This window comes from Achromobacter sp. DH1f, from assembly GCF_000633435.1.
Taxonomy (GTDB): domain Bacteria; phylum Pseudomonadota; class Gammaproteobacteria; order Burkholderiales; family Burkholderiaceae_B; genus Achromobacter; species Achromobacter deleyi.
In genome coordinates this window covers 301,882-320,049 of the sequence record NZ_AYMF01000029.1, presented here as the reverse complement: position 1 = coordinate 320,049, position 18,168 = coordinate 301,882, and the positions used below count along the sequence as shown (strand labels likewise).

17 protein-coding genes are annotated in these 18,168 nt (G+C 66.7%); 8 read left to right on the top strand and 9 right to left on the bottom strand.

Translation table 11 applies throughout. The features are described 5' to 3' along the window. The first annotated feature begins 155 nt into the window (after window positions 1-155). The 6 genes from U858_RS0125690 (at window position 156) to U858_RS0125665 (ending at window position 4,850) form a co-directional block, all read left to right on the top strand. The gene (locus U858_RS0125690) at window positions 156-503 is read left to right on the top strand and encodes a DUF1840 domain-containing protein (RefSeq protein WP_025139992.1); all 348 of its coding nucleotides are present in this window, start codon (window positions 156-158) and stop codon (window positions 501-503) included. Between the two features lie 95 nt (window positions 504-598). After that, the gene (locus U858_RS0125685) at window positions 599-916 is read left to right on the top strand and encodes a hypothetical protein (protein ID WP_025139991.1); all 318 of its coding nucleotides are present in this window, start codon (window positions 599-601) and stop codon (window positions 914-916) included. Window positions 917-1,028: 112 nt separating this feature from the next. Next, window positions 1,029-1,487 carry a type III secretion system chaperone gene (locus tag U858_RS0125680; RefSeq protein WP_025139990.1) on the top strand — a complete coding sequence of 153 codons (459 nt, stop codon included), beginning with the start codon at window positions 1,029-1,031 and terminating at the stop codon, window positions 1,485-1,487. Between the two features lie 33 nt (window positions 1,488-1,520). Beyond that, on the top strand, window positions 1,521-1,943 hold the full coding sequence (locus U858_RS0125675; RefSeq protein WP_025139989.1) for a type III secretion system chaperone: 423 nt from the start codon (window positions 1,521-1,523) through the stop codon (window positions 1,941-1,943). 25 nt (window positions 1,944-1,968) lie between these two features. Beyond that, window positions 1,969-2,397 carry a CesT family type III secretion system chaperone gene (locus U858_RS0125670; protein ID WP_025139988.1) on the top strand — a complete coding sequence of 143 codons (429 nt, stop codon included), beginning with the start codon at window positions 1,969-1,971 and terminating at the stop codon, window positions 2,395-2,397. A gap of 14 nt (window positions 2,398-2,411) precedes the next feature. Next, the gene (locus U858_RS0125665; RefSeq protein ID WP_025139987.1) at window positions 2,412-4,850 is read left to right on the top strand and encodes a hypothetical protein; all 2,439 of its coding nucleotides are present in this window, start codon (window positions 2,412-2,414) and stop codon (window positions 4,848-4,850) included. Window positions 4,851-4,889: 39 nt separating this feature from the next. On the opposite strand, the gene U858_RS0125660 is transcribed toward U858_RS0125665, so the two are convergent. The 6 genes from U858_RS0125660 to U858_RS0125635 form a co-directional block, all read right to left on the bottom strand. Further along, the gene (locus tag U858_RS0125660; RefSeq protein ID WP_025139986.1) at window positions 4,890-5,690 is read right to left on the bottom strand and encodes a carbohydrate ABC transporter permease; all 801 of its coding nucleotides are present in this window, start codon (window positions 5,688-5,690) and stop codon (window positions 4,890-4,892) included. After that, the gene (locus U858_RS0125655) at window positions 5,687-6,562 is read right to left on the bottom strand and encodes a carbohydrate ABC transporter permease (RefSeq protein ID WP_025139985.1); all 876 of its coding nucleotides are present in this window, start codon (window positions 6,560-6,562) and stop codon (window positions 5,687-5,689) included. The genes U858_RS0125660 and U858_RS0125655 overlap by 4 nt, the downstream gene beginning before the upstream one ends. Window positions 6,563-6,575: 13 nt before the next feature. Continuing rightward, on the bottom strand, window positions 6,576-7,871 hold the full coding sequence (locus tag U858_RS0125650) for an ABC transporter substrate-binding protein (RefSeq protein ID WP_025139984.1): 1,296 nt from the start codon (window positions 7,869-7,871) through the stop codon (window positions 6,576-6,578). Between the two features lie 33 nt (window positions 7,872-7,904). Beyond that, window positions 7,905-8,960 carry an ABC transporter ATP-binding protein gene (locus U858_RS0125645; protein ID WP_025139983.1) on the bottom strand — a complete coding sequence of 352 codons (1,056 nt, stop codon included), beginning with the start codon at window positions 8,958-8,960 and terminating at the stop codon, window positions 7,905-7,907. A gap of 119 nt (window positions 8,961-9,079) precedes the next feature. Continuing rightward, window positions 9,080-9,877, bottom strand: a complete 798-nt coding sequence (locus tag U858_RS0125640; protein ID WP_025139982.1) for a phosphodiesterase — start codon at window positions 9,875-9,877, stop codon at window positions 9,080-9,082. Window positions 9,878-9,915: 38 nt separating this feature from the next. Next, a complete protein-coding gene (locus tag U858_RS0125635; RefSeq protein WP_025139981.1) occupies window positions 9,916-10,929 on the bottom strand; it encodes a LacI family DNA-binding transcriptional regulator in 1,014 nt (337 codons plus the stop codon). Window positions 10,930-11,244: 315 nt separating this feature from the next. Here U858_RS0125635 and U858_RS0125630 point away from each other — a divergent pair, with 315 nt between their 5' ends. Continuing rightward, window positions 11,245-12,573, top strand: coding sequence for an amidase (locus U858_RS0125630; RefSeq protein ID WP_025139980.1), 1,329 nt, complete (start codon window positions 11,245-11,247; stop codon window positions 12,571-12,573). Between the two features lie 141 nt (window positions 12,574-12,714). Here the strand turns inward: U858_RS0125630 and leuA are convergent, their stop codons facing one another. The 3 genes from leuA to U858_RS0125615 all read right to left on the bottom strand — a co-directional run bounded on the left by leuA (window position 12,715) and on the right by U858_RS0125615 (window position 16,604). Next, the gene (gene leuA / locus U858_RS0125625; protein WP_025139979.1) at window positions 12,715-14,424 is read right to left on the bottom strand and encodes a 2-isopropylmalate synthase; all 1,710 of its coding nucleotides are present in this window, start codon (window positions 14,422-14,424) and stop codon (window positions 12,715-12,717) included. A gap of 376 nt (window positions 14,425-14,800) precedes the next feature. Beyond that, window positions 14,801-15,778 (bottom strand): tripartite tricarboxylate transporter substrate binding protein, encoded by a 978-nt coding sequence (locus U858_RS0125620; RefSeq protein ID WP_025139978.1) that lies wholly within the window; start codon window positions 15,776-15,778, stop codon window positions 14,801-14,803. 196 nt (window positions 15,779-15,974) lie between these two features. Continuing rightward, window positions 15,975-16,604 (bottom strand): hypothetical protein, encoded by a 630-nt coding sequence (locus U858_RS0125615; RefSeq protein WP_025139977.1) that lies wholly within the window; start codon window positions 16,602-16,604, stop codon window positions 15,975-15,977. On the opposite strand from U858_RS0125615, the gene rpoN reads away from it, so the two are divergent. Continuing rightward, entirely contained in the window at window positions 16,603-18,048 is a 1,446-nt protein-coding gene (gene rpoN, locus U858_RS0125610; RefSeq protein ID WP_051593681.1) for an RNA polymerase factor sigma-54, read from the top strand. The two genes, U858_RS0125615 and rpoN, sit on opposite strands and share 2 nt — an antisense overlap. Window positions 18,049-18,168 lie beyond the last annotated feature (120 nt).

Here is an 18,168-nt window from a genome sequence, read left to right as displayed (position 1 = left end):
TCCTGCCGTCACGGGAATCTCCTGAATCATAGCTTGATTTGGCGGCGGCCACCGGGGCCGGGGCCCGCCCCAGGCGGCCTTGCGCGCCGGGTCAGTTGGCATCCCCGGGCCGTTGCGGTAGTGTAGAGAAGGCATTCTATGTAGGAGACGGGAATATGCTGATTACATTTCATTCCAAAGTCGTGGCAGAAGTCCTGATGCTTACCGACCATGCCGGCGCCCTGTTGCAGGCCGCAGGCAAATCCTTCGGCGACAAGATTCCCGAACGCGGTGTGTTCACCGTCGACCAGCTTGGCCCGGCCATCCAGGGCATCGAGCGGGCCATCGAAGAATCCCTGGGCCAGGGCCACCCCGCCGACGAAGAAGACGAAGACCAGGCCCCGGTGGCGCCCATGGCGCGCGCGGTCGGCCTGAAAGAGCGGGCGTTTCCCTTGCTGGACATGATGCGCCAGTCGCAGGCCGCCGGCGCCGAAGTCACCTGGGAAGTGTCCCGCGGCTGGTAGGCAATGTCGCCGGACGGACAATCTGTCCGGCGCTTTTTGCCTATCTTCGTGTTGCCGTCTTTTTGCGGCTGACGCCCTTTCAAGGAATCCCTGCCATGCGCAGCGACATCACGATCGTTTTCGACACCCGGCGCTCGCTGGACCTCTCGGCCAACGTCGAACCCAGCCCGCAGCGCCAGAACCAGGCCCGCGACTGGTTCGACGGCGCCTGGGAAACCCTGGGCTGCGAGCCCCTGCGCCCCAGCGGCAAGGTGCTGCTGCTGGACAAGGTGCTGGGCGTAGCCGACGCGCTGGGCTACGACACGCTGTCCACCGACGAAAAAGAAGCCCGCGAATTCGCCGAGAACCTGGCGCTGGCGCTGGAGCGTCCGCGCATCACCGTGGACCTGCCCGGCCTGACGGTCGGCTACTGACCTGACCTGACTGGGCGGAGTTCGCCCAAGGAACCAATCCTGGCTTGCCGTTACTCACGGGCAAGGACGGCCTGCGCCGTCCCTTGATTCCTCCCCTTGCGGAACCCGTGACATGAGCCAGGATCGCTATCTCGCCCTGTTGCGCGCCCACGCGCGCCGCCACCCCGACCACGCCGATGTGGTGCAGGCGCAGGCGGTCGTCATCGACGGACGCCGCATCAGCCTGTGGTTCGAGCCCGCCGTGCCCGACGCCGACCCGGACGACGGCCAGTTGCTGTGCCGCACCGACGTGGCGCGCTTTCCGGGCGGCCCGTCCAACGCGGTCTGCCGGCTGGTGCTGCAGGCCAACAATCTTTGGGCCGGCACCCACGGCGCGACCTTGGGCCTGCGCGGGCAAGACACCGTGATGCTCAGCGCCGCGCGGCGAATCGGTTCGTTGACCCCGGCCACGCTGGATGCCTTGCTGGCCAGCCTGCAGGTGGACGCGCTGACCTGGGCCGCGCAACTGACGCGACCGGCCGGCGCCCTCCGCACGGACGCCGACCCCGGCCTGCTGCATCTGCGCGCCTGATCCCGACCCCCTACGCGCTGGAGCCCCACGCCCATGTCTGAACAACGCTATCACGCAGCCCTGGCCGACCTTGCCCATCACATCGGTGTGGACGGGCAGGCGCTGGGTACCCGCCAGGAACTGGTCATCGACGGCGCCGCCATCGCGCTGGCGTATGTCGACGACGGACTGGGCGGCGCCATGGAAGGCGCCTGCCGCGTCGGCGCCCATCCCTTGCCGGCCGATCCGCCCGCCGGCCTGCTGACCTGGTTGTTGCAGGCCAATACCCTGGGCCCCGCCACCCGCGGCGCCACGCTCGGCCTGCAGCAATCCGGCCATCTGGTGCTGGCGCGCCGGCTGCCGCTGGACCTCGCGCCCGAGGGCCTGGCCCGCGCCTGGCGCGACCTGGCCGAAGCCTCGGCGCAATGGTCCGCCGCCATCGACCAAGGGCTGGGCGGCGACGCCGGCCCCCGCTGAACCCGCTACGCGACAGGAACGAACCATGTCCCGCTATCAGACGCTGCTTGAAGACTATGCCCGCCTTGCCGGCCTGTCGCCGGTCGAAGACCTGGTGGCCCATCAGGAATTGGTCATCGCCGACATCGTCGTCGGCCTGTCGGCCGAGGGCGATGCCGACGCGGGCGATATCGCCTTCTTCGCCACCCTGGGCCGGCCGGCGCCGCAGGTGGCCCGCGACAAGCTGTTGCAGCTGATGCTGGAAGCCAATGCCCTGTGGGTCGGCACCGGCGGCTGCACCCTGGGCCTGCAACCGGGCACCGGCGCGGTGCTGCTGTGCGCCCGCGCCCCGCTGGCCCTGTGCGATGCCCGGGCGCTGGCCGCGGCCCTGGACGCCTTCGCCGATGTCGCGCTGCTGTGGCGGGACGTCGTGCAGGGCCGGGTCACGCCGGAACTGCCGCAACTGGCCGCCTGAGCGGGAGCGCCATCATGTTCATCAATCCCAATGCGAGTCGCGTGGTGGGCGGCGAGGCGCCGTCGCCGCAGGACACGCCCAGCGGCATGGCGTCCCGGATCGGATCGTCGCCGCAACCCGGCCAAGGCGGGCTTCAAGGCACGATGGTGTCGGTGGGCGAAGGCGGCACGGCCGCCCTGCGCGATGATGCGGCGCAGAGCCGCGGCTGGTTCGGCGGCGTGTTTTCCGCCCTCTGGCAAGCCGCCGAGGATTTCACCACCGCGATGCATGGCGACCCGCTCGAGGACGAGGATTCGGTCCACGATTCGGTCCACGCCGACAGCGATGTAGCGGACGATGTCCGCAGCGAGGTCGACGAAGACGGCACGCTGACCGAGGTGGATGACGACGACGAAGAGTTCTTCGACTGCGATGACGATGGCGTCGCCGCATACAACGCCCGCCAGCAGGAACGCCAGGCGGTATCGGGGGCGGTATCGGGCGGGCCGTCGGGCCAGCCCCAATCCGTGGACGACGTGCCGATCCTGCCGCTGTCGTCCTTGCTGGGCGATGTCGGCGAGGCGCAAGGAGTCCAGGTCCAGGCCGATACGCTGCCCGCTCGCGAGTCGGTGCAGCAGCAGACGCAACAGCAGCAGGAAGGCATCATGGGCCGCCTGCTGCGATACGGCGGCAATGCGCTGGGGGCGGTCACGTCGACGGTGGCCAGCACCGCGTCGAGCGTGGCGCGCACGGTCGGCGGCTATCTGCCGGGCGGGGGCACGCCGGTGGCCGAAAGCGCCAGCGTCGCCGCCAGCACCCCGGTATCCGAGCGCAATCTGGCGCGCGCGGGCGAAGTCGCGGGCAAGATCGACGAGCAGATGGCCAAGCTCAATGAGCAATTGCGTCGCATGGGCGGCGGCGGCGATGCGCTGCGCGTGCCCGACGGCGAGCGGCTGAACTCGCCCACCCTGTCGACCTGGGACACGCTGTCGCGCTGGAACCACCAGGCGCGCGGCGCGTTGTCGGCGGGCTTGACCACGCTGGGGTGGACCACCGCCGCCGTGGCCATACCCACCGCGACCAGCGTCATCACCACGCCGATGGCGTTGTCGCCAACGTCCATCGGCATCAACGCCACCGCCATGCTCGGGGGCGCCTACCTGGGCCTGACCGCGCTACGCGATTTTCCGGAGCTGGCCAGCAACCGGGCGGCGCTCAGCCTGGTCGAGAGCACGCTGCAATCGCTGCAACCGCAGTTCAAGGAACTGGACAACCTGATCGCCCAGGAGGCGTCGCGCCAGACCGCCACCGACCGCACGATGCTGGTGTCGCTGGAACGCGCCCCGCGTATGGACGCACTGCAACGCGAATTGGCGCAGGTCGGCGAAGCGCTCAAGACCGCGCCGTCGGCGCCGGCGCAAGGTGTCGAATCGCGCCACCCCGTCGCCTTGGGGGATGGCCAGGCACGCACGCAGACGCTCAGCCTGGCCGCGCGCGCCAAGTCGGCGTTCCAGTCATTCTTCGGCTCGATTGCGCGGGGGCTGTCCAGCGCCGGCCGCTTCCTGGCCGATTTGCCCAACGTGCCGGGCCGCCTGCTCGAACGCCGTGCGGCGGGCAAGAGCGAACTGGCCTACACCCAGGGCGCCGGCCGCAGCGCGCTCGGCATCCTGTCTGCCCCGCGTGACGGTGGCATCGTGCAGGGGGGCGTCGACGTGCGCGTGATGCAGCGCGCCGCCGATGCAGGGGGCGCCAGCCTGGCCCTGCCCGACGTGCGTCGCCAGATGCATATCGGCGAAAACCTGACGCACGCTTTGCGCGCCAGCGACAAGCCCGCTTTCGGCGCGATCGCGGTGGGCGAAGGGACGCAGCAGGTCGCGGCCACCGCCAACCTGACCACGGCGCGCGCCATGGCCTGGTATTTCGCCGCCGCCGCGGATGCGCAGGAAAGCGGCAATACCCAGCCGCCCACCGTTACCCGCAACACCGACGGCAGCCTGTCGGTGGCCGACCCCGACCGCAAGCTCTACAGTTTCCTGATGCATGCGCCGTCGGTACACACCGGCGCCATGGCGGGCGAAGACGGCACGCGTGAACCGGGCCGGTTGACGCTGGACGACCATCGCCGCGGCTTTCCGGACGGTGCGCGCGGCATGCAATTCGAAACCGCGCTGAACGCGGACGGCGGCGCCGAGCTGCGCATCCGCTTCGTGGCCGAGCGCGCGCAGCCGGTCTTCACGCCGCTGGCCAACGAGCGTGACGTGTTGCTGTCGATGTACCAGGCGCTGCACAGCCCGGCGCAAGCGGGCGAGCCGCAGGCGGATTTTTCGGGATGGTCGCGTGATCGGTTGGAGGCGCACCAGTCGTCGCTGATCGCGGCCTTGCAGCGCGAGACGACCTTGATGGCCGGCGACCAGCAGCAGATCCGCGAGCTGCGGGATTGGCAGAACCCGGCTTTCCTGGCGGGCAGGGCCTAGCGCTCGCAGGGGCGGGACGTCAGTCCCGCCCCGTGCCCGTCAGCGGATACCTGCCCGCATGAACGACTGCACGAACTGGCGCTGGAACAGCAGGAAGGCGATCAGCAAGGGCGCCGCCGACATCAGCGTGGCGGCGGTGATCACCGACCAGTCGATGCCCTGGTCGGTCGACGAGAACACCTGCAGTCCAACCGTCAGCGGCCGCGATTCGACTGAGTTGGTGATGATCAACGGCCACAGGAAGTTGTTCCAGTGGTGGCTCACCGACACCAGCCCGTAGGCCACGTAGATCGGCTTGGCCAGCGGCACATACACCTTCCACAGGATCTGCAAGGCGTTCGCGCCTTCCATGCGCGCGGCCTCTTCCAGTTCGCGCGGCACCGTCTTGAACGTCTGGCGCAACAGGAAGATGCCGAAGGCCGACGCGAAGTACGGCAGGCCGATGGCGAACACCGTGTCGCGGATGCCCAGCTGGCTCATCGAACGGTAGTTTTCCACCAGCAGGACGTCCGGCATGATCATCAGCTGCAGCAGCACCAGCATGAAGACGAAGTCACGGCCGCGGAACTCGAAGCGGGCAAAGGCGTAGCCGGCCAGCGTCGACAGCACCAACTGCGCGGCCAGCACCATCGTCACCAGCAGGAAGGTGTTGGCGAAATAGCGCGGAAACGGCGCGGCCTGCCAGGCCCGTGCGAAGTTATCCAGCGTCAGCGGGGCAAACAGGTCAAAGCGCGTGGCGTAGGCCGGCGGATGGAAGGCTGCCCACATGGCGTAGGCCAGCGGCAGAATCCAGAGCAGGCCCAGCGCCCAGGCGCCCAGGGTATCGAGCTTGTCTTTCATTGATAGTGCGTCCTGCGGTCCAGCCAGCGGAACTTGATCAGCGCGGTCAGTGCCAGCACCACCAGCAGCACGACGGTCAGCGTCGCGGCGTAGGCGGTATCCCAGAAGCTGAAGCCCACCTGGTAGATGTAATACAGCAACAGCGTGCTGGCGTTGTCGGGCCCGCCGCGGGTCATCACCACCACGTGGTCGACCAGCCGGAAGGCATTGATCAGCGCGTTGATCAGCACGAACAGCGTGGTGGGCATCAACAGCGGCCACAGCACGCGCCGGAAGTACTGCCAGCGCGACGCCCCTTCCAGCATGGCGGCTTCACGCAGCGACGGCGACACCGTCTGCAAGGCAGCCAGGTAGAAGATCATGAAGAAGCCCGATTCCTTCCACACGGTCACCAGCATCAGCGCGGGCAACGCGGTTTCGCGGTTGCCCAGCCAGTTGGGGCCAGGCGAGCCGAACAGCTGCATCACCTGAGCGATTAGCCCGTACTGCGGCGTGTAGAAGAACAGCCAGATGTTGGCCACCGCCACCATGGGCAGCACGGTCGGCGTGAAGTACGCCATCCGCAGGAAGCCGCGGCCTTTCAGGTTGCGGTTCACCCATAGCGCCATGACCAGCGCGATGCCGATCGAGGTCGGGATGGTACCCAGCGCGAACCACAGGTTGTTCCACAGCGACTGCCAGAACACCGGGTCGTCGCGCATGACCGCATAGTTGTCCAGCCCGACGAAGCGGGCCGGGCGCGCGCCCTTGGGGGTTGAATAGAAGCTGTGCCAAAGCGTCGCCAGCGCCGGGTAATGCGTGAACGCGGCGAGCAGCACGATGGCTGGCAGCAACAGCAGCCAGCCATAAAGCGCATTCAAAGAGCGGCTCATCGTGCTTGGCGGTCTACTTGTAGGAACGCAGGATGCGGTCGGCTTCGCGCTGGGCGTCCGTCAGCGCCTGCTGGGGCGTCTTGGAACCCGTCAGCGCCGCTTGCAGGGCGTCGTTCAGGGTCTTGGTGACGCGCTGGTTCTCGTGGGTCGAGAATTCAGCCACGCTGACTTGAAGCTGGTCACGCGCCACGGCGGCGGCCGGCACTTCCTGCGCGTACTTCTTCATCTTCTCGGTCTGCCAGGCGGCCGGCGTCACGGCGACGTAGCCGGTGGCGATGCTCCAGTCAGCCGCGCGTTCCGGCGTGGTGGCCCACTGCGCAAACTTCAGCGCGGCCTGCTGCTGTTCGGGCGTGCCGCTCTTGAAGATGTAGAAGTTGCCGCCGCCGGTCGGGCTGCCGCCGCGCTTTTGCTGCGGCATCATCGCCACGCCGAACGGGAAGTCGGCGTTCTTGCGGATGTTGGTCAGGTTGCCGGTGGTGGTCCAGATGATCGCGGCCTTCTTTTCCAGGAAGTCCTTGGGCGTGGTGCCCCAATCGATCGTGCCGGTGGGCATGACCTTGTGCTTGGCCGACAGGTCACGCCAGTACTGGGCCGCTTCCACCACGGCCGGCTTGTCCAGGTAGACCTCGTTGCCGGCCTCGTTCATCAGGATCGCGCCGTTGGGCGTGGTCAGGGCCTGGAACAGCCAGTAGGCGAACGCGCCGCCCGACGGGATCTCGATGCCCCACTGCGTGGTGTTGCCGGAAGCGTCCTGCTTGGTCAGTTTCTTGCCGTATTCGACCAGTTCGGCCCAGGTGGCGGGCGCGCGCTCCGGGTCCAGGCCGGCGGCCTTGAACAGGTCCTTGTTGTAGTACATCACGATGGTCGAACGCTGGAACGGAATGCCCCAGGTATGTCCGCCCGTGCGGCTGTTCTGCATGAAGGCGTCGTAGAAGCCGCCCAGCCATTGCTTGTCGGCGTCGCTCTTGGCCAGCGAATCCACCGGTACGATCGCGTCCTCGTCGATCAGGGTGAACATGTCGGTCGACAGCAGCACGGCCAGTTGCGGCGGCGTGCCGCCCTTCAGGGCGGTCAGGGCCTTGGCGATCGAATCCTGGTACGAACCCGCGTAGATCGGCTTGATCTTGATGTTGGGGTTTTCTTTCTGGAAGTCCGCCACCATGTCGTCGACGATCTTGGTGATGGGGCCGCCCACGGCGACCGGGTAATAGAACTCCACTTCGACGGGCTTTTGCTGTGCCTGCACGGGCAGCGACAGGCAGGCGGCGGCAAGGCTGGCGGCCAGGGTCTTCAGTACGATGCGTCGCATGATTGCGTTTCCTTTCCTGTGGATTGGGCGTCTTCAGCGCCCGACGGTGTTGATGACCGCCGAATCGGCGGCAAAGAAATGCTGTTGGTCCGCGGGCCACGACAGCCGCAGGGCTTCTCCGGCGCGGGCGCGCAGGTGTCCGCCCACGCGCACCGCCACGCCGCTGGTATCGCCGACCCGGCACACCACGATGGAATCGGCGCCGAAGTATTCGACGCTTTCCACGGTGGCGGCGATGCCGTCGCCGTCGATGCGGATGTGCTCGGGCCGCACGCCCAGCTTGGCGGCGCCGGCCGGTGCGCCGGCCACGGCGGGGCCGTGGGTGCCGGCGATCACCGTGGCGCCGTGCAGCGTCGTCAGGCCGATCAGGTTCATGGGCGGCGTGCCGATGAAACGGGCCGCGAATTCGCTGGCCGGGCGGGCGTACAGGCCGTCCGGCGTGTCGTGCTGTTCGATCTGGCCGCCGCGCAGCAGCACCACCTGGTCGGCCATGCTCATGGCTTCGGTCTGGTCGTGCGTGACGTACACCATCGTGATGCCCAGGTCCTGCTGCAGCGCGCGGATCTCGCGGCGCATTTCATGGCGCAGCTGGGCATCCAGGTTGGAAAGGGGTTCATCCATCAGGCACACCGGCGCTTCGGAAATCACCGCGCGGCCCAGCGCCACGCGCTGTTGCTGACCGCCCGACAATTGCGAGGGCTTGCGGTCCAGCAGATGGCCCAGGCCCAGCAATGACGCCACGCGCTGCAGGCGGCGGTCGAAATCGCGCGCCGGTTCCTTGCGGACCTTCAGGCCGAACAGGATGTTCTCGCGCACCGACAGATGCGGAAACAGCGCATACGACTGGAACACCATCGAAATGCGGCGCTTGGCCGGTGGCAGTTGCGTCACGTCGCGGTCGCCGATGTGGATGGTGCCCGAGGTGGGCGTGTCCAGGCCGGCGATCATGCGCAAGGTGGTGGACTTGCCGCAACCCGACGGCCCCAGCAGTACCGTGAAGCTGCCTGCCGGCACCGTGAAGCTGACGCCGTGGATGGCGGCCGCGTTGCCGTACTGCTTGGTGAGGTTATCCAGAACGATGGATGACATGCTGTCTCGTAGATCTAATTGTTAGATCCGCCCCGTGTCGCGTGCAATGAAATCCTTTTCATTGTGCAGCGCAAACATGACGGACATATGGCATTGTGTTTGTAATCGAGAATCCCGCTTCAGGCGAAGGGATACGGGCCGGGGTATTCCCCAATCACCGCGTGGTGCGTGACCAGTGCGTCGTCATGCCACCAGTGCAGCTGGTAGCCCGGTGGTTCCATGATGTATTGCAAGGTCGGGCGCTCGCCCAGTTCCAGCGCCAGCTGATGCGCGGTGCCCGGACAGGTCGATGCAATGGTGCCGCCGAAGCGCCGGAAGATGGTGCGGTGCAGGTGGCCGCACAACATGCGTTCCACGTTCGGATAACGCGCCACGATCTGTTCCAGTTCAGGGGCACCTGCCAACAGGCCGATGGCATCCATGTGCTCGATGCCGGTCACGAAGGGCGGGTGGTGCATCAGCACCAGCGTCGGTCGGCCGGGTTGTTCCGCCAGGCGCGCCGCCAGCCAGCCCAGGCGGTCGGCGCACAGCTCGCCATGGCTTTTCATGGGCACCACGGTATCCAGCGCCAACAGGCGCAGCGGATAGGTCTCGACCGCGTACTGGATGAACGGCCCCTGCCCTTGCAGGTAGCCGTGGTCCGGGAACGCGGCGCGCAGTTCGGCGCGGTCGTCGTGGTTGCCGGGCAAGAGGAAATACGGAATCTCCAGGGCCTGCAGTTGGTCGCGCAGCGCCTGGTATTCGTGGGGCTTGCCCAGGTCGGTCAGGTCGCCCGTGATCAGCACGCAATCGGGGCGCGGCGTCAACGCATTGAGCGCGCGCACGGCGGGCCCCAGGAAGGCGGCGGGGTCGATGATGCCGTAGGCCTTGTCGCCTGGCGTGCGCATGTGCAGGTCGGTTATCTGGGCGATAAGCATGGCGTGGATCTCTTGCGGGGTATCTTGAAAAAGGGAAATCAGCGGCGCACGGGCGCGGCGGTGCCGCCGACGACGATGCAGTGCGGCAGGCGATTCGATTGCGGCGGCTGGCCGTGGATCTGCGCCAGCAGGTTCGAACAGGCGGCCTGGCCGATGCCGTCGCTGGGTTGCGCCACGGTGGTCAACGGCGGCGTCAGCAAGGCGCCGAAGCGCATGCCGTCAAAGCCGCAGACCGAGATGTCGTTCGGCACCGACAGGCCCAGCGCCACCAGGTCGGCGATGACAGCCGTGGCCAGCAGGTCGTTCGAGCAGAACAGCGCGGTAGGCGCCTGCTTGCCGCGCAGCGCGCCCTTCAGGGCCTCGGCGTCGCTGCCCGTGTGGGAATTCATGGCGATGTGCTGGATCGGTTCCAGGCCCAGCTTCTTGGCGCAGGCGCGGGCGCCCATCAGGCGGCGGCGCGCGCGGTCGGACGCCGTCAGCGGGCCGGTCACGATGGCGATGCGGCGGTGCCCCAGTGCCGCCAGGTGCGACACCATGTCGATGGCGGCGGCGCGATTGTCGACCGACGCATACGGATGGGCGGCCGACTCGTTGTAGACCAGCACATAGGGCATGCCGGCGCTGTCCAGGTCGTCCAGCGTGGCGCTGCGCGCGGCATCCGCCACGGTCAGGATCAGGCCGTCGACCTGGTGGTCGATCAGGCCCTGCACCGCGGCCGATTCCACCGCGGGGTCGTAGCCGGTGGCGGTCAGCATGACGCTGTAGCCCGATTCGCGGGCACGCCGTTCGGCGCCTTCGAAGCATTCGGCGAAGACGGGGTTGGACAGCGTGGGCAGGATCAGGCCGATGGTGCGCGTGCTGCCCGAACGCAGGCTGCGGCCCACGCGATTGGGCCGAAAGCCCGCACGCTTGGCGATGGCGCGGATATGCGCCAAGGTATCGGGGTGCACGATTTCCGGCTGGTTGAAGGCGCGCGAAACCGTGGCCGGCGACACCCCTGCTTTACGGGCCACTTCGATAATGGAAAAGCGGGGCGATGCGCGCGACGCCATGTCTACATTGCTGCCGGTTTGCTGAAAACGTTTTCATCTTACAAGACAATTATGACCTTTGTGTTGCACGCGTTTGCGCTATGCTGATAACAACGCAACAACATAAGGCCAAGGCGCGACGCGCGCGGAAATGCCCCGAAAAACGCGGTTTTTCAGTGCTTTTCCTAATTGACGCGACGCGCACAATGGCTGGGTTTGTCACAACCGGCGCGCATCATGCCGCGGCGGATCGGGATAAACCCCAGGTCAAGGGGACCGGGTGCGGAAGTGTCAGTACCGCGCATATCGCGCGGCACCGGGATAGAGGAAAGGATCATGTCTACTGCCTTAAACAGACTTGGCGCGCTTGAAGCGGCGCGCAAGCTGCAACGGCGCGAATTGACTGCGGTGCAATTGGTGCGCGCCTGCTTTGCGCGCATCGAGCAACGCGAAAACACCATCCATGCCTGGACGGCGCTGCAAAAGCAGGCTGCCCTGGATCACGCCGAAGCGCTTGATCGCGGCGCCCTGCGCGGGCCGCTGCATGGCTTGCCCATCGGCGTGAAGGACCTGTTCGATACCGCCGACCTGCCGACCCGCTACGGCTCGCCCATCTACGAGCGGCACAATCCAGGCCTGGACGCCGCCGCCGTTGCCTTGTGCCGCCATGCCGGCGCCGTGGTCATCGGCAAGACGGTCACCACCGAATTCGCCACTTACCAGGCGGGGCCCACGCGCAATCCGCGCAACGAAGCCTACACGCCGGGCGGCTCGTCCAGCGGCTCGGCCGCGGCCGTGGCCGACGACATGGTGCCGTTCGCGCTGGGTTCGCAGACTGCGGGCTCCATCATCCGCCCCGCGTCGTACTGCGGCATCGTCGGCTTCAAGCCCACCTTCGGCGCCATTCCGCGTGCCGGCGTCAAAAGCCTGGCCGAATCGCTCGATACCGTGGGCGGCTTTGCCCGCTCGGTGCCCGACGTCGCCTTGTTCGCCTCCGTGCTGATGCGCGACCCGCGCATGCTGGACCTGGCCTACGACGGCAAGCCGCGCGTCGGCATGTATCGCAGCCTGCAGTGGCGCCATGCGCAATCCGAAACCAAGGAAGCTTTCGCCCAGGCCGCGGCCACGCTGTCGCGCGCCGGCGCCCACGTCGAAGAAGTACCGCTGCCGCCCGAAGACTGCATGCTGGTGCAGCTGCATTCGGACATCATGGCGTTCGAAGCCTCGCAGTCGCTGGCCTACGAACGCCTGGAACACGCCGCGCAGCTCAGCGCCAAGATCCAGGCGGTGCTCGAAGCCGGCGCGCAGATCACCGCCGAAGCGCACATCAAGAACCTGGCACGCGCCGCGGAATCGCGCGCCCGCGTGGAACAGTGGTTCGACAAGTACGACATCCTGCTCGCGCCCAGCGCCAGCGGCGAAGCGCCCTTTGCCGATCTGGGCACGGGCGATCCGCAGTTCTCGCGCGCCTGGACGCTGTTTGGCCTGCCGTGCCTGAACCTGCCCTTCGCCACCGGCCCGCAGGGCCTGCCCGTGGGCTTGCAGCTGATCGGCCGGCGCTATGACGACCACCGCACGCTGGCGATTGCCGCCTGGGTGCACGAGCGCCTGCTGGCCGCCCGCGAGCCGGACATCGGCGCCTCCGACATGTGGCCGCGCGGCTGATTGCCTGCGGTGCTGTGCTTCATGCAAAAAGAAAGCCCGCCGGATAAAGGCGGGCTTTTTGTTGTGCGGCACGGCCTCATGATAAGAGGCCGGCGTGGGGGGTGACGGCGGTAAGCCCACCCCCTGCTTCCGGGTTGCGGATCACGCGGCCTCGGCGGCCTCTTGTTCGGTGGTGACGGCGCCCGCGTTGATGTGGCGGTTCACGGCGCTCAGCACGGCCTGGAAGGACGCGGTCACGATGTCGCGGTCGATGCCGACGCCGAAGCCCGTGCTGGATTCACCGACGCGCAGTTCCACGTAGGACGCGGCGCGGGTGTCGGTGCCGGTGCCGATGGCGTGCTCGTGGTAGTCCATGATGCGAACCGGCACGTCCAGCGCAGCGACGAAGGCCGAGATCGCGCCATCACCCTTGCCCGTCACGATGCGGCGTTCGCCGTTGTATTCGAGTTCGGCTTCGATGCTGAAGTGCTGGCCTTCGCCGGCCGACGGGTTGCCGTCGATGCGGTGGCGGATCAGCTTCCACGGCGTCTTCTGTTCGAGGTATTCGCGGTTGAAGATCGTGTGCACGTCGTCGGCGGTAACTTCACGGCCGGTCTCGTCGGTGACGCGCTGGATGGCGCGGCTGAATTCGATCTGCAGGCGGCGCGGCAACACCAGGCCGTGTTCCTGTTCGAGCAGGTACGACACGCCGCCCTTGCCCGACTGGCTGTTCACGCGGATCACGGCGTCGTAGCTGCGGCCGAGGTCGGCCGGGTCGATCGGCAAGTACGGCACTTCCCAGACGGCGTCGGCCTGCTGCAAGGCAAAGCCCTTCTTGATCGCGTCCTGGTGCGAACCGGAGAAGGCCGTGAAGACCAGGTCGCCGGCATACGGATGGCGCGGGTGCACGGGCAACTGGTTGCAGTACTCGGCGCAGCGGCGCACTTCGTCGATGTCCGAGAAGTCCAGGCCCGGGTGCACGCCTTGGGTGTAGAGGTTCAAGGCCAAGGTCACCAGGTCGACGTTGCCGGTGCGCTCGCCGCTGCCGAACAGGCAGCCTTCGATGCGGTCGGCGCCGGCCATGACGGCGAATTCGGCGGCGGCCACAGCCGTGCCGCGGTCATTGTGCGGGTGCACGCTGAGCACGATGCTGTCGCGGCGCGCCAGGTTCTTGTGCATCCACTCGATCTGGTCGGCGTACAGGTTGGGGCTAGTAGCTTCGATGGTGGCGGGCAGGTTCAGCACCATCTTGCTTTGCGGCGTGGGCTGCCATACATCGGCCACGGCGTTGGAGACTTCCAGCGCGAATTCGGGTTCGGTGGTGCTGAAGACTTCAGGCGAATACTCGTAGCGCCATTGCGTTTCGGGGCGCTGCGCCACGTATTGCTTGATCAAGCGCGTGCCGGTGGTGGCGATGTTCTTGATCTCGTCCTTGGACATGTTGAAGACGACCTTGCGGAAGGCCGGCGCGCAGGCGTTGTACATGTGCACGATGGCTTGCTTGGCGCCCGCGGCGGCTTCAACGGTGCGGCTGATCAGGTCTTCGCGCGACTGGGTCAGCACGATGATGGTCACGTCGTCGGGAATGCGCTTTTCTTCGATGAGCTTGCGCACGAAATCGAAGTCGGTCTGCGAGGCCGACGGGAAACCCACTTCGATTTCCTTGAAGCCGATCTTGACCAATTGTTCGAAGAAGCGGACCTTGCGCTCGACGCTCATCGGTTCGATCAAGGCCTGGTTGCCGTCGCGCAAGTCGGTGCTCATCCAGATCGGCGGCTGCGTGATGCGGCGGCTGGGCCAGGTGCGTTCGGAAAAGTCGCGGGCAAACGGCGCGAAGGGGACGTATTTGGTGGCGGGGTTGGCAAGCATCATCACTACACCTCGATCAGTTTCTTTCGGTTTGACGCTGAATCCGGATGGCATGCGGCCGACAGGCGCTCTGATGCCAAGGGGTTCGCCGAGTCTGGCGAGGGGATTCAGTTTTGAAAAAGGGAAATCGCGTGTGGCAAGCGTGGCTGCCGAGCTACCACGGGGACACTAGGCCCGGCAACCGATCGGTAGGTATAGCGATAGCGCGATGGACGAGATCGAAGCGCGCAGGCCGGCAACCGGAGCGGCAAAGCGTCCGGTGGCAATCGCGAGGGAGGTGCGGTAAGCGGCCATAGGGTGCTAGTCAAACATACTTTTCGGGCAAGCGCAAATGAAAGCGCGATAAAAAAGCCGGGGACAGATCTGCCCCCGGCATGGCTTATTGCGTCTGCATGTGGCCGTTTTTCACGACCTTGCCCAGACGTTCGCGTTCGTTGGCGGCAAATTCAACGAAGCTGGCGCGCGAGCCGCCGCCGGGTTCGATGCTGCTCTGGCGCAGCGCATCCTGCACTTCCTTGGTCTGCAGCGACTTCTCGATGGCGGCGTTCATCTTGTCCAGCACGTCGGCAGGCGTGCCGGCCGGCGCGTACAGGCCGGCCCAGTGGCCGATGCGGATGGCGGGGAAGCCCAGTTCGGCGGTGGTGGGGATGTCCGGCGCGCTGGCCATGCGCTTGTCCCAGGTGGTGGCCAGCGCCTTGAGCTTGCCGGCCTGGATCAGGGGCAGCGTGACGATGCTGGCTTCGGACGTGGCGTCGACCTGGTTGCCGATCACGGCGGTCACGCCTTCCGAGCCGCTCTTGTAGGCGATGGGCTCGACCGGCAGGCCGGTGGCTTCCTTGACCATCTCGGCCACGAAATGCGGCGTGCTGCCGTTGCCGGCCGTCGAGAACGTGATACGGTCCGTCTTGGCCTTCTTGGCGCGTTCGACGAAGTCCTTCAGGTCTTTGGCCGAGTTGGACGGGTTGGCCACGATCACCGACGGGGTCACCGTCAACAGCGCGACCGGGGTCAGTTCCTCGTCTTTGTAGGGCTGGTCCGAACGGATCAGGCTGTTGGTCACCGTGCCGTTGCTGCCCACCAGGTAGGTGTAGCCATCGGCGGCGCTGCGCGCGACGTGCGCGGCGCCGACCACGCCACCGGCGCCAGGACGGTTTTCCACGATGACAGGCTGGTTCAGGGTCGAGCCCACCGCCTTGGCGATGATGCGTGCGACCAGGTCGTTGGCGCCGCCAGCGCTGAACGGCGCGACGAACGTGATGGGTTTGTCGGGCCAGGCGGCGGATGCCGGGGCGGCGGCGAAAGCGGCCGAGCAGGCCAGCAGCAAGCCGGCGGCATACCGGACAGGGGTGCGGAACATGAAAAACAACTCCAGGGGGCCGGCCGCGCATCCGGCGTGTCTCGTCAGCCGGGTGGTTTTATTGGAAGGGTGCGCAGCCCGCGGTTGCGCGAGCCTGGAGGGCCAGTATAGGGGAGCCCGGCTGGCAGGGCACTGAAACAATCAGGCCGCCTCGTGGCGGCCTGAAAGCAGGAAAAGCGTCTGAGAAAAAAAGGCCTTAGCGAGCTGGGCCGCCGATGCGCGGTTCGATGTAGCGTTCGCGTTCGCCACGGGGTTCCGCGCGTGTGTCGCGGCGATCGTCGCGGGGCGGCTTGGCGGTCGTGCCTTCCAGGATCTCGGCCTGTTCGGCCACCATGGCGATCTTGCCGATGCGGTTGTGGCGGATTTCCGACAGCGAGCGTTGCAGGTCGCCGACGGTGAAGGGGTCTTCGCGGGTGCCCCAGGTCCAGCGCAGCACGCCCAGGGATTCTTCGGACAGCTGGGGCGCCAGGTCGGCCAGCACGCCGGTGCTGACGGGCGTGGCGCGGCCGGAGGCCAGGCTGGCCGAGAGCCAGGCGCGCACGATGAAGAAGACGATCAGGGTCCAGATGCCGGCGGCGACCCACCAGATATACGGATTGACCTTCTGGACCATGTCCATGGTGGGCTGGCCCAGCGAATGCAGGAATTCGTAATTGACGCGCTTGCCGAAATCCAGGATCCAGGAGGCGGCGAGATACCAGACGATCACCGCGACGGCGATCACGATCGCACGCACGAGGACTCTGGGAAGCGCCAGTTTGAGCAGGGTCTGGCCGATCAGTCGGCAATCCTGGCGAACGCGTGCGGGCGAAGTCTGATTCATCATGCAAAATATTGTACCTATGACCCGTCCAATTTTAGAACTGCGGCCTGGCCAGCATCTGACGCTGACCCCTCAACTGCAGCAATCCATCCGGTTGCTGCAGCTGTCTACGCTCGATCTCGAGGCGGAGATCTCGCAAGTGCTTGCGGATAATCCGTTGTTGGAACGCGACGATGAGCCGTCGTCGGTCGAGACGCAGGCGGAATCCGAGCGCGAATCGTCGGTGCAGGACGATGAACCCGCCGCCGAACGCGAGACGCCGGTGGACGAAATGCCGGGTTCGGGCGGCGTCTATCCCGACGACGATTCCAGCCTGCCCGAGGCCGCCCGGCCCGACACGCTGCGTGAATACCTGCTGGGCCAACTGGTGCTGACGCGCGCGGCGCCGCGCGACGCCACCCTGGCGGCGCTCTTGATCGACGAGCTGGACGAAAACGGCTACCTGGGCTCGCCCCTGGAAGAGATCCTGGGCTGGCTGCCGGCCGATTCCGAGCCTGACCTGGACGAACTGCGCGCCGCGCTGTCGTTGTTGCAATCGTTCGATCCCATCGGCATCGGCGCGCGCGACATGTCGGAATGCCTGCTGTTGCAATTGCGCAACCCGGACCTGTCACGGCTGCCCGAGGCGGCCGATCCCAAGGTGCTGGCCTGCGCCCGCCTCATCTGCAGCCAGCACCTGGCGCTGCTGGCCACCGGCAACAACGCCCGCCTGTGCGCGGCGGTGGGCTGTGACGAGGCCACGCTGCGCGCGGCCCACAGCCTGATCCTGCGTCTGGAACCCCGCCCCGGCCGCGCCTGGACCGTGCCGGCGGCCGATTACGCCGTGCCCGACGTCATCGTGCGCAAGACGCGCCGCGGCTGGCAGGTGACGCTGAACAGCGCCGCCGTGCCGCGCCTGCAGATCAACGGCCTGTATGCGCAGATGTTGAGCAACCAGAAGGAATCCGCCCACGCCGGCCTGCAATCGCAACTGCAGCAGGCCAAGTGGATGATCCGCAACGTCGAGCAGCGCTTTGACACCATCTTGCGCGTCGCCCAGGCCATCGTCGAACGCCAGACCGCCTTCTTCAGCCAGGGCCCGGCGGCGATGCGGCCGCTCATCCTGAAAGACATCGCCGGCGAGCTCGGCCTGCACGAATCCACCATTTCACGGGCCACAACGCAGAAGTACATGCTCACTCCGTTCGGCACGCTGGAGCTCAAGCGCTTCTTCGGCGCCGGGGTCTCCACCGATGGCGGCGATGCCACGTCGGCCACGGCGGTGCAGACCTTCATCCGCCAGATGGTGGCCGACGAGAACCGGGCCAAGCCCCTGTCGGACAGCCAGATCATGGAGAAACTGGCCGATCAGGGCATCGTCATCGCCCGCCGGACGGTGGCCAAATACCGCGAAGCCCTGCGAATTGCACCGGCCGCGCTGCGCAAGGCGCAGGCTTCGGCGCGCTGAATCGGGGACGGACGGTTTCGAAAACGTCCCTTATTTCAACGGGTTGCGTGACAAATCGGTTGCAAATTTTTTTGCATGCGGGGACTTGCCAGTATCGGAATAATTTTCGATAATTATTCT